General features: G+C 45.9%; 8 protein-coding genes. 4 read left to right on the top strand and 4 right to left on the bottom strand.

What is annotated here, in order from left to right:
- Positions 1–30 precede the first annotated feature (30 nt).
- Positions 31–1,173, top strand: coding sequence for an acyltransferase family protein (locus LX99_RS06110; RefSeq protein ID WP_170122644.1), 1,143 nt, complete (start codon positions 31–33; stop codon positions 1,171–1,173).
- Positions 1,174–1,182: 9 nt separating this feature from the next.
- Here LX99_RS06110 and LX99_RS06105 read toward each other — a convergent pair whose 3' ends face one another.
- The 4 genes from LX99_RS06105 to LX99_RS06090 are packed head-to-tail and all read right to left on the bottom strand — an operon-like array spanning position 1,183 to position 3,728.
- On the bottom strand, positions 1,183–1,731 hold the full coding sequence (locus LX99_RS06105; protein ID WP_109607068.1) for a hypothetical protein: 549 nt from the start codon (positions 1,729–1,731) through the stop codon (positions 1,183–1,185).
- A 14-nt stretch (positions 1,732–1,745) separates the two neighbouring features.
- Positions 1,746–2,081: an STAS domain-containing protein gene (locus tag LX99_RS06100; RefSeq protein ID WP_109607067.1), complete on the bottom strand. Its 336-nt coding sequence runs from the start codon at positions 2,079–2,081 to the stop codon at positions 1,746–1,748.
- A gap of 3 nt (positions 2,082–2,084) precedes the next feature.
- A complete protein-coding gene (locus LX99_RS06095) occupies positions 2,085–3,215 on the bottom strand; it encodes a fused response regulator/phosphatase (RefSeq protein ID WP_109607066.1) in 1,131 nt (376 codons plus the stop codon).
- Between the two features lie 12 nt (positions 3,216–3,227).
- The gene (locus LX99_RS06090) at positions 3,228–3,728 is read right to left on the bottom strand and encodes a hypothetical protein (protein WP_146203070.1); all 501 of its coding nucleotides are present in this window, start codon (positions 3,726–3,728) and stop codon (positions 3,228–3,230) included.
- An 80-nt stretch (positions 3,729–3,808) separates the two neighbouring features.
- Between LX99_RS06090 and LX99_RS06085 the strand changes: the two genes are divergently transcribed.
- The 3 genes from LX99_RS06085 to LX99_RS06075 all read left to right on the top strand — a co-directional run bounded on the left by LX99_RS06085 (position 3,809) and on the right by LX99_RS06075 (position 12,760).
- Positions 3,809–4,732 (top strand): glycosyltransferase family 2 protein, encoded by a 924-nt coding sequence (locus tag LX99_RS06085; RefSeq protein ID WP_109607064.1) that lies wholly within the window; start codon positions 3,809–3,811, stop codon positions 4,730–4,732.
- On the top strand, positions 4,729–5,904 hold the full coding sequence (locus LX99_RS06080; RefSeq protein WP_109607063.1) for a glycosyltransferase family 2 protein: 1,176 nt from the start codon (positions 4,729–4,731) through the stop codon (positions 5,902–5,904). The genes LX99_RS06085 and LX99_RS06080 overlap by 4 nt, the downstream gene beginning before the upstream one ends.
- 184 nt (positions 5,905–6,088) lie before the next feature.
- On the top strand, positions 6,089–12,760 hold the full coding sequence (locus LX99_RS06075) for a polyketide synthase (RefSeq protein ID WP_109607062.1): 6,672 nt from the start codon (positions 6,089–6,091) through the stop codon (positions 12,758–12,760).
- Positions 12,761–12,762 lie beyond the last annotated feature (2 nt).

Below are 12,762 nucleotides of genomic sequence, written 5' to 3'. Positions count from 1 at the left end.
CTATATTAGCTTAAAGCGGCTATGTTAACTATGGAGAAAACTACCGAAAAAGCTACAACGCCGCAAGGTAAGGCAAAGGTTTACTTCGCCAATTTAAATGGCGTAAGGGCTATTGCAGCGCTAATGGTAGTGATCTCCCATATTGAGTTACATAAGGTTGATTACCAGATAGCGCGCATCCCTCATATCAACATCCTTAATTTCGGTAAAACGGGGGTAACTGTTTTCTTTTCGTTAAGCGGTTTCCTGATCACTTATTTGCTCCTTGAAGAAAGGCGTAACTTTTCGGCAGTAAATTTCAAGGATTTTTATATCCGGCGCATACTCAGGATCTGGCCGTTGTATTTCCTGTTGGTTTTTGTTGGTTTTTTTGTGTATCCGCGCCAGGGCTCGCCTACCGCGCTATGGCTTTCGATATGCTTTTTACCCAACCTGGCCTTTTGCCTTCAAATGCTGCCCGATATCTTTAATCCAATCTGGTCGATAGGTACCGAAGAGCAGTTTTACATTTTTCATCCTCATTTTTTCAGGATAAAAAACACAAAAAACATACTTTATGCCTTCGTCGCCTTCATTTTGTTAATATGGTCGATACAGGTGAGCATGCATTTTCTCGCACATACCGACGTGATCTGGAGGCTTTTTAGCAGCTTTTTTTATTACGCGCGGTTTGATAACATGATGATCGGCGCCGCGGTAGCCGTGTTATATCACAACACCCTGCACCCTACGTTTAAATTTAAAGCCCAGTCATTATTCAACTTGATATTTAAACCCCATATCCAGGTAATACTGTATATATTGTTCGCCATATATACCTATGCTTATCTCCGGTATGATATCGGCCATGGCGATGTACCGCTGGCTATCCTGTCGTCATTAATCATCGTTAACCTTTGCCAGGCTGAAACCAGTATTTTTACCATCAGGAACAAAAAGCTTGACTATGTGGGGCAGATATCATACGGCATTTATTTACTGCATAAGTACCCTTTGTTTTTGATATTATACCTGGTACATACCTATATGCCCCAAAGTAACCTGTTGATACAAAACCTGGTGATTTATACGGCAACTATTACCTGCGCCATCGGGGTGGCGTCTATCTCCTATTTCGGGTATGAGAAACCCTTCCTTAACTTAAAAAAGCGCTTTCAAAAAATAACGCAGTAGCGCGCCGCGTTAGTTGCCCAACTGTATTATGGAGGTGAAATTATTGGCGCCGGTACCCGGCTTGTATTCATATTTAAAAACATCGCTGGCCCGGGTTATAATCATGAGGCCGTAATGCTCATTAAGGCCGTTTATTACTTCCCTGTCAACATATTGCAGGTTTACATCTTCGGTATAAAACTCAAGCTTGTTGCTGTTTTTTAACCGCCCCTTCAGCGTACCAAAATCGTCGCCGTATACAGCTATCTCGCTTTTAGCCGGGGTTCCGGCAGGCAGCGGCCATTTTAGCAGGTCGTGTGTGGTTTTAATTTGCAGGGGATTTCCTTTATCCAGTTTTTTGAGGTAGAGCTTGTTGTTTTTTAACGAAACTTCTATTTGCGTAACGTGATCATTATGATGTTTAAGCGAATTGGTGAGCAGTTCAATGAGGATGGTCCTGATCCTGAAACTTACATCATCGTCAATCAAATGCTTTGCTATATTTTTAATATAGTCGGTAATTTGAAGGGTTAACGGATAGATCCCTTCCGTCTCGTTATTAAAAATAAACTTTTTCAAGGTAGTAAATTAGTTTATGCCCCGTTTAACGCCTGCTGTGCCGATGTATAAATTTTGAACACCTTATCTAATCGTACAAGTTGAAAAAGCGATTTGATATCTTTATTTAAACCAACCACCGCAATATCCGCGCCCTTGTTCATAGCATGTTTGAGTGCCGATACCAAAGCGCCTAAAAAAGAACTGTCAACATATATAACGTGCTCAAAATTTATGATAATATATTGGTTACCATTATCAATTAAAGTTAACAATTCTGTTTTAAACTCGTCGGCCAAAGCCATATTTCCTTCTTTTATTTGTACAGTGGCCACCAGAGCATTGTTAAGCGGGCTTGTTTGTAATATCATTGGTTATTTTTTTTGAATAAATATTAAACTGCAATCGTCAATTTGTTCCCGGGCTATTTCATTCAAAAACCCGTTCTCCTTCATATCAGTAAATGAATCTGCCTTGCCCAGGTGCCGGGTCAATTCGTTCTCAAACCCTTTTAAGTCTGTTTTTTTACCGCGTTCGGTTTGCTTGTCTATCATACCGTCGGTTACCATTAACAGCTGGTCGCCGGGCTGCAAGGTAAAAACCTGCTCGTCAAAACCACCATCCTTGCTCACCCCTAACAGCAACCCTGCCGAGCTTATTTTATGCAGCATGCCCTCGGCCTTGTTGTAGTACAACAGCGGCAAATCGCCTGCCCCGGTATAGCTTATCTTATCGGCATTGATCATAATCAGCGAGAGTGTTGACAGCAAACCGCTCACCACCGGATCATGGTAAATTACGGAGTTGATTTTCTGCATGATACTTTTGGTAGACAGGTCCCCTTCCGAAACGCACAACCTTACCGCCGCCCGGATGTAGCTGAGGTAGCCGAAAGAAAAAAACCAGGCCCCCCATTTTTTACCCATCACATCGCCCAGGATGATGAAGGTGTATTGGTCATCAATAGTGATCAGGTCGATAAAATCGCCGCCTGGATAATTTTGATAAGACCGGTGCCAGAAATGAATATCAAACCCGTTAACAGCCGGCGCATCCTGCGGAATGGAGTATAAATTGAGCGCCGTGGCCACGGTACTTAATTCCTGAATGGTGCGTTCATGCCGCTCGCGGATACTGTTTAAAAAGTTGTTGATCTTTGAAATCACCAGGGCTATTGGCGTATCCTTAATAATATAATCAATCACTTCCATATCCATCCCCTCCCGCATCCGGTCGTGATCGGCTATAGAGGTTAAAAACATAAACGGTATATTCCGGTACTCCGCAATGGCCATTAAGCTTTGCCTGAAAGCGAAACCGTCAATATCGGGCATCTGGTAATCTGACAGGATCAGGTCGGGGATTTCATTTTTCAGGTGCGCCATAGCCTCGGGTACATTACCCGCCTTAAGGCAGTGAAAGCCGTCTTTTTCCAAAGCCTGCCCGATTATTTTCAAAACAAGCGGACTATCATCAACCAATAATATCTTTCTTGATTTCGGCATAAAATATCAGGATCAGGAACCGGCTTTTCTCAGTACGGCGTTTAAAAACAAATATACGCCCGTTAACAATATCAGTACAGATATTACATCCATTAAGGTTATACCATCATTATCAGTAAAATAAAATATGGTAAACATTTCAAAGTAGGGCGGCGCGGGCATAATGATCATCCCCAGGCCTAACACCACCATGGTTACCGAAATTGCTATCAACACCGCCCGCTTAGCCTTTTCCTGGGCCCGGTATTTTTTTGATTGCCTGCTATCTACCGGGTGCCTGGTTAGCAAAAGCTCAAGGTTGGTAACCATGTCAAGCCTGTCAAGGTTATTGTCAAGTTCTTTAAAGGCCTCAAAATTTTGATGGGTGTCTATTGCATCGATAGCGCTATTTATTTTAATTTGCGCCGCTTTAACATGCTCTTTATCAAAACCGCCGTTTTTAAACAGCAATATCAGCTCATCCACCTTAGCATCAAGCAATGCGTTTTCACTATTTATTTGTCTACTCCCCACAGTAATTAATTGATGTATTATGATTAACTTTTGCTGATATTAGTCGTAAAAAGCCATTATTGATAACAATCCGAATATAGATGAAAAAAGTTTCTGTAGTTACCGTAAATTTTAACCAGCCCGCCGTTACGGAAGAACTGTTATCATCTATAGCAAAAACAAACACCTACGCCAACCTTGAGATAATTGTTGTTGACAATGCCAGCAAATCCAACCCCATACCCGAATGGATAACAAGATACCCGGGTATGATCTTTATACGATCAGAAGTTAACCTTGGTTTCGCCGGAGGTAATAACCTCGGTTTGCAGTCGGCTACGGGCGATTATATCTTTATGGTGAACAACGATACCGAATTTACCGCGGGTTTGGTGGAAACGCTGGTGAACGTACTGGACAATAATGCAGCAGTAGGGATGATCTCGCCCAAGATCAACTACTTTAGCGATAAGCTGTTGATTCAGTACGCGGGTTATACGCCCATGAATTACTATACCGCCCGCAACAGCTGCATCGGCCTCAGGCAAAAAGATGAAGGCCAGTTTGACCATATTACGGCGCCCACAGCCTACTGCCATGGGGCGGCCATGATGATCAGGAAAGAAGCCATTGACAAGGCCGGTATGATGAACGAAAACTTTTTTTTATATTATGAAGAGGTTGACTGGTGCGAGCACATAATCCGTGCGGGGTTTAAGGCCTGGGTTTGCACGGAGGCTTTGATCTACCATAAAGAATCGGTTTCGGTAGGTAAAAAAAGTAAACTGAAAGAATATTTTATGAACCGCAACCGCATCCTGTTTATCCGCAGGAACGCGCCCCTGTTTAAAAAAGTATTCTTTTACTTTTACTTTCTGTTGCTGGTAGTGCCCCGCAACATCATAGGTTACGTTAAACAAAAACAATACGATTTTATCCCGATGCTTTTAAAGGCCGTTTGGTGGAATTTCACCCACTCCAAAAACAGCAGCGACCTCGGGTACCCTATTAAAACCATAGCATGAAAGTAATTTTATTGATAAGCCTTTTTATTGTTTTTTACACGTTTGCCGGGTACGGTATTTTTCTGTACGCCCTCATTAAAATAAAACGTGCCGTGAAGGGCCGCAAGCCCCCCGTTGCCGAAGATGCCGATTTGCTGCCTTCATGCACATTGATAGTTGCCGCCTACAATGAGGAGTATTTTATGGAGCAGAAAATACAGAATACCCTTACGCTTAATTATCCCGCGGGCAAATTAAAACTGCTTTTTGTTACGGATGGTTCATCAGATAAAACGCCGGAGATCATTGCACGATACCCGCAAATCCAATTGCTACACAAACCGGAACGGGCCGGAAAAATAGCTGCAGTTCACCGCGCAATGGATTATGTGGATACCGACGCCGTGGTTTTTACCGATGCCAACACTTTTTTAAATAAAGACGCGCTTATTAAAATCTGCCGCCATTACACTGATCCTACTGTTGGCGCTGTAGCAGGCGAAAAACGTGTTCATATTGACGAAAACGCCGATGCCAGCGCTGCCGGTGAGGGTTTTTACTGGAAGTACGAATCGGCCTTGAAAAAATGGGACTCGGAATTATACTCGGTAGTTGGCGCTGCCGGGGAGCTTTTCAGCGTGCGCCGCTCATTGTACCAGCCCGTTGAACCCGACACTGTGTTAGATGACTTCATGATCTCGATGCTGATAGCCGCCAAAGGTTACCGCATCGTTTACGAACCGGAAGCGTACGCCACCGAAACCGCCTCTGAAAATGTTTCGGAAGAGCTGAAGCGGAAAATCAGGATCGCGGCGGGAGGTATACAATCTATTTTAAGGCTCAAAAAACTGTTCAATCCCTTCCCTTACCCCACCCTCTCCTTTCAATATATCAGCCACCGCGTATTGCGATGGACCATCACCCCTTTCCTGCTCATCCTTTCTTTAATACTTACAGTTGTACTTGCCCTGAAACCCGACGAAACGGCGATGCAGGCACTTCTGTTGGCACAGGTATTGTTTTACCTGCTGGCATTGCTTGGCCTGATTATGGAAAAACGGCAATTACGCATTAAAGTACTTTTTATACCTTATTACTTTTGCGTAATGAATTATGCGGTATTAGCCGGCATCATCCGTTATTTCGGCAAAAAGCAAAGCGCGGTTTGGGAAAAAGTGCAGCGTAAGCAATAAAGTGTTGATAATAAGTTAAAATTGCTAATTACCTTTCAAATTTATTGCTCAACGAATCAATAATCACGGGGAATGAATGAGGAAATATTGAAAAATCATTCATCTTCAATTGCTTTTTGAATTACCTGCAAACTAATTTAAAATGCTTTTCAGACCGCATACTGCGGTCAAACCTTATTGTTTAATGAATATTGAGCCGGGAACCATCATCAGTAACGGGGAATCTGCTACCCGATTTGTGTACGACTTATTTGAAAGCCAGTGGAAGAAATTCCCCGATGCGGTTGCCGTTGTGCACAACGGCCGACAGCTAACCTATAACCAGCTTTATCAAAAGGCGGATAACCTTGCTTCCGCTATCCTAACTTTTTATTTCACGGAAAAAATCATAGGCGTTAGCGCTACACGCGATATAGAAACCATCATCAGTGTATTGGCTATCCTTAAAGCAGGCAAAGGCTATCTTCCGCTTGATCCGGATTATCCAACAGATCGTTTGGAAACCATTATCAATGACGCGGAAATTAAAGTTTGTTTAGCCCCTTCAGATAAACAGCAATTATTCAACGGCTTACCCGTTGTCATACTACCGTCTGACGTGATTCACCACGTTGATGCCGTGCCGGTTTCTGCGGAAAGTTTGACCGATATTGCCTATGTGCTTTACACATCCGGCTCAACCGGCACACCCAAAGGCGTAGCTATGGGCAATGCCGCATTGGTTAACCTGCTGCTATGGCAACAGGAAAATTCAATATCGGCTCCGGGTATTAACACCCTGCAATTCGCGCCGCTAACGTTTGATGTTTCTTTCCAGGAAATTTTTGCCACTTTGGGTACAGGCGGCACCTTGTTTTTGGTTGATGAAGAGTTGCGTATCGACCCGGTTAAACTGTTACAGTTTATTGATACCCAAAAGATCAACCGGATCTTTTTACCGTTTGTTGTACTGCAATATTTAACCGAGGCTGCAACAGCTAATAACCTTTTCCCTGCATCGCTGAAAGAAGTGATTACCGCCGGCGAGCAGTTAAAAATTACGCCCCAGGTAGCAGGCTTTTTCAAAGCTTTACCCGGCGCCGTGTTGTTTAACCAATATGGCCCTACAGAAACACACGTTATTACCCAGTTAAAACTGGAAGGCAACGCATCCTTGTGGCCTGGTTTACCATCAATAGGCAAGGCGATCAGCAATACGGCTATCATTTTACTCGACGAGGATTTGAAAATTGTTGCGGATGGTGAAACAGGCGAGCTTTGCGTATCGGGCATATGCCTGGCAAACGGCTATCTCCATAAACCGGAGCTCACCGCCGAAAAATTCATCAACCATACCGCTAACGGAAAAACTGTCCGCCTTTACCGTACCGGCGACCTGGCCCGTTACCTTCCCGACGGTAATATCGAATATCTTGGCCGAAGGGATACGCAGGTAAAAATCCGCGGCAACCGGGTGGAGACAGGCGAAATTGAAGTACTGATCAGTCAGCTTGATTACATTAAACAAGCTGTTGTTACTGCCCCCGAAGATGCTGCCGGACAAAAACGTTTGGTGGCCTATATGGTATCAGCCAACAGCGAAGAAAACACGGAGGCCCTCCGTAAAAAGCTCGGGGAACACCTCCCCGATTACATGCTGCCTTCGGCTTATGTTTGGTTAAAGGACCTGCCCAAAACCACCAGCGGCAAGGTTGACAGGAAAGCGCTGCCCAAACCTGATATTAAACGCCCTGAGTTAGATGTGCTTTACAAGGCACCATCAACCCCTACCGAAAAAAAAATAGCGACAGTTTTGATCGACCTGTTACAGTTTGATAAGGTTGGTATCCATGATAACTTTTTTCAATTGGGCGGCAATTCATTACTGGCATTGAAAACCGTTGCCCTGTTAAAACAACGCTTTGGCTATGATGTGCCTGTTACCAAACTATACCAATACCCAACCATCGAGGGGATGGCAAATTTGATAAGCCGGGCCGATAAACAAATGTTTTCCCCGGTTAAGAAAACCAAAAACACGGGCGATAGTGATATTGCCATTATTGGCATGGCCGGCCGTTTTCCCGGTGCCGATACTATTGAACAATTTTGGCAACTGCTTGCCGAAGGCCGCGAAGGCACCAGCTTTTTTAGCGACGAAGAACTGTATAAATACGTACCGCTTAACGAAAAAAGCAACCCGGCTTATGTAAAAGCCCGTGGCATTATTAACGATGCCGACAAGTTTGACGCGCACTTTTTTGGCTTTACACCCCGTATGGCAGAGTTAATGGATCCGCAGCAACGGGTGTTTTTAGAAATTGCCTGGGAGGTTCTGGAAAAAACCGGCCACCTGCCGCAAAAATATCATGGCACGGCAGGCGTTTTTGCAGGCTGCGGCTACAATACCTATTATACCAACAACGTACTTACCAACCCGGCACTTATTGAAACCACCGGCCATTTCCAGGTGCGTACGCTTAATGAAAAAGACTATATAGCCACCCGCACGGCTTACCAGCTTAACCTTAAAGGCCCTGCCGTGGCGGTTTATGCTGCCTGCTCCACTTCATTGCTGGCTATTACACAGGCAGTAAACAGCATCAGGAGCGGGCAATGCGATGTGGCGCTGGCCGGCGCGGCTTCAATAACCTCGCCCTTAAAAAGCGGCCATGTTTATGAAGAGGGCTCCATCATGAGCATGGATGGGCATTGCCGTCCGTTTGATGCCGCGGCCTCGGGTACGGTATTTAGCGATGGCGCGGGTGTAGTTTTATTAAAAAGCTTAGCAGATGCCAAACGAGATGGGGATAATATCTACGCTGTAATTAAAGGCATTGGCATCAATAATGATGGGGCAGAAAAAGGCAGTTTTGGCGGGCCCAACGCGCAAGGCCAGGCAGGGGCAATTGCAATGGCCATAGCCGATGCGGGTATCGATCCGTCAACCATCAATTATATAGAAGCCCACGGTACGGCCACCCCTATCGGCGACCCTATTGAGATTGAAGGGCTTAACATGGCATTCGGCCCGCAGCAAAAAAAGCAATATTGCGCTATCGGCTCGGTTAAAAGCAATTTTGGCCACCTTACGGCAGCCTCGGGTGTTGCCGGATTGATTAAAACGGTATTGGGAATGCAGCATGGCAAAATCCCTGCTTCCTTGTTTTTTGAGCAGATCAACCCTAATATCAACATCGCCGACAGCCCATTTTTTATAAACGCACAACTAAGCAACTGGAATGCCGAAACCAGGCGGGCCGGGATCAGCTCATTTGGCGTGGGGGGCACCAATGTGCATATTATTGTTGATGAATATAAAAACCCGGCGCCGACGCAACCAGGTACCGATAAGCCTTTCAAACTGGTTAGCTGGTCGGCAAAAACGGAGAGCAGTTTAAATGCTTACGCAAAAAAAATGGCCGCCTTTCTTAGCGATGATCAAAACATCAATCTTAATGATGTTGCCTATACCCTGCACACCACCAGGCCCGGCTTTAGCTACAGGCGTTTCGCGATAGCGTCTGATCCGGAAGCGCTGCTCGCAAAATTAAACGCGCCGGAAACTGATCTATCCGCCACAAAAAAATTAAGCGCTGTACCTGCCGAAGTGGTATTTATGTTCCCCGGCCAGGGATCGCAATATATTGATATGGGTCGCGACCTGTATGAGCAGGAACCTGCTTTTGCAGATGCCGTAAACGAGTGTATGGCACTTTTGCAGCATACCATACATGCTGATTTACTTGACAGCATTTTTTCGGAAGCTACAAACAGTCAATCCGCAGAAAAAATAAACAATACTTTATATACCCAGCCTGCACTGTTTGTGCTGGAGTACGCCGCGGCTAAATTATGGATGAGCAAAGGCATCCGGCCATCGGTGTTGATAGGGCATAGCATCGGCGAGTTTGTGGCGGCGCACCTTGCTGGTGTTTTCAGTCTCCGGGATGCTTTGCACCTCATTTCGGAGCGCGCCCGTTTAGTGAACAGCGCTGCTCCCGGCCAAATGCTTTCGGTGCGGATGGAGGAAGATCAGTTAAGCGCCATTTTGCCCGCAACACTTTCTGTAGCAGCAGTGAACAGCAGCAAATTATGTGTGGTTGCCGGGCCGGAAAATGAAGTTAGCGCTTTTGCCCGGTTACTTGCAGAACAAGGCATCCCCGCAAGGCTGCTGCTTACCAGCCACGCATTCCATTCATTAATGATGGATGATGTGATTGAGCCTTTTAAAGCCATAGTAAAAACTGTAAAATTAAACCCGCCGGTAAAACCGCTGGTATCAACAGTAACCGGCACCTGGTTAAGCGGTGCAGAAGCCACCAACCCCGATTATTGGGCACAGCACCTGCGTAAAACCGTACGCTTCGCGGCAGCTTTAGATACTGTTTTGGAAGACGAAAACCGCTTACTGCTTGAATGCGGGCCGGGTAATATATTGGCCACACTTGCGCGCCAGCATACGGCAGGTAAAATGATATCGGTTATCAGCGGTTTTGAAAAAAACGGAACACTGTCCGAGTATTATAGCCTGTTAAAAGCTGTCGGCCAGCTTTGGCTTAACGGGATCGAAGCCGATTGGGAAGCGATGTATACCGGCCAAAACCGCAAGAGGATCGATATACCAACCTATGCTTTCGATCGTAAACGGTATTGGCTTGAGCCTGCTGTAACTTCAAATACGGTTCCCGAAACCTTAACACAACAACCAACCCAAACTATTACAACCACGCAAATTATACCGATGAGGAAGGATATTTTAATTGATAAGCTGAAGGAAGTTTTTGAAGATGCCGCCGGTATTGAAATTGATATGGCTGCCACCAGCCTTAGCTTTATCGAGATCGGATTTGATTCGTTGTCGCTAACCCAGATTGCAACCAATCTGAAAAAAACATTTAACGTACCCATTACCTTCAGGAAGTTATTTGAAGAATATAACAGTATTGAATTACTGGCCGCTTACCTTGACGCGCAATTACCTGCCGATGCTTTTAAGCCCGCGCCTCCCCCCGCTGCAAATGCGGCGTACCAACAGCAAAATCCGGCACCTGCAGCAGCAGCCCATCCCTTTCCTGCGCAGCCTGCGCAACAGTTTCTGGGCGGACAAAACAGTAATGATGTCGCTATCTGCCTTATATCACAGCAATTACAGTTACTGGCCAGCCAGTTAACGCTGATACAGGGAAATAATGCTGTTGCAGCCCCAGCCCCGGTTCAGCAAACTTACAACGCCCCTGCTCCTGCAGCTATACCGGCTAAGCCTTCGCTATTATCATTGGCGGCTGATTTTACGCCGGAAGAACAGGTTGAATTAAAAAAACCATTCGGCGCCACAGCCCGGATTGAAAAACAGGTACAGGGTTTAAATGATAGGCAACAGGCTTTTTTAAAAAACCTGACCGAAAAATACAATGCCAAAACCAAGGGCAGCAAGGCCCAAACCCAAATAGACAGGCCCTATATGGCCGACCCGCGGGTAGTAAGCGGCTTTCGCCCTTTAACCAAAGAGGTGGTTTATCCTTTAATTGTGAACAGATCAAAAGGAAGCAGGGTTTGGGATATTGACGGCAATGAGTATATAGACGCCCTGAACGGTTTTGGCTCCAACTTTTTAGGCTATCAAAACGAGGTACTCAAACAAGCCGTGCTTGACCAGGTTGAAAAAGGCTACGAGATTGGCCCCCAGCACGAACTTGCCGGCGAGGTGGCAAAGCTCATTTGCGAGTTTACCGGTTTTAACCGCGCCGCGTTATGCAATACAGGCTCGGAAGCGGTACTGGGTGCGATGCGGATTGCCCGTACGGTAACCGGCAGGTCAATTATTGTAGCCTTCAACGGATCGTACCACGGCATTAACGACGAGGTTATTGTTCGCGGCACTAAAAAACTAAAAACCGTGCCGGCGGCTCCGGGCATTATGCCGGAGGCGGTACAGAACATGCTGATCCTGGATTACGGCACGGAAGAATCGCTCAGGATCATTGCCGAACGCGCCCATGAAATAGCGGCGGTGCTGGTTGAGCCCGTTCAAAGCCGCAGGCCCGATTTCCAACCTGTGGAGTTTTTAAAACGCGTACGCGAAATTACCCGGCAGGCGGAAACGGTATTGATATTTGATGAGGTGATTACGGGCTTCAGGATGCACCCCGGCGGCGCGCAGGCCCTGTTTGGCATTAAAGCCGACCTTGGCACTTACGGAAAGGTAATTGGCGGCGGTATGCCAATCGGCGCTATTGCCGGTATCAGCAAGTATATGGACGCGCTTGATGGCGGCAGCTGGCAATATGGCGACGACTCGTCGCCCGAGGCTGGTGTAACCTACTTTGCAGGCACCTTTGTACGCCATCCTTTGGCTTTAGCCACCGCCAAAGCCTCCTTACTTTATATGAAAGAAAAAGGCCCGGCTTTACAGGAAGGCTTAAACCATATGACCTTACGCCTTGCGGATGCCCTGAACGGCATTTGTGAAAAAGAAGGTTTACCATTGCATGTGCCATCATTTGGTTCGCTCTGGAAAATAAAGTTTGATTATGAATTGGCTTACGGCGAGTTACTGTTCACCTTAATGCGCCTGAAAGGCATTCACATCTGGGACCTGTTCCCCTGCTTTGTTACCGCCGCGCATACCGACGAAGACATTGATCAGATTATCAGCAAGTTTAGCGAAAGCATTTACGAACTGATTGAAGCCGGCATTATGCCTACAAACAAACCCGAAGCCATTGCGGTAGTGGCTGTAAAAAACGGCCTGCCCGCCGAACCACCGGTAAGCGGCGCTAAGCTTGGCCGCGATGAAGCCGGTAATCCAGGCTGGTTTATTAGTGATACCAAAAACCCAGGCAAATATTTACAGGTAAAGATCAGCAACAATTAATT

The organism is Mucilaginibacter oryzae (assembly GCF_003148845.1).
GTDB classification, from domain to species: domain Bacteria; phylum Bacteroidota; class Bacteroidia; order Sphingobacteriales; family Sphingobacteriaceae; genus Mucilaginibacter; species Mucilaginibacter oryzae.
Note: the sequence above shows the minus strand (reverse complement) of the source record. Positions and strands in the feature narration are given on the sequence as shown.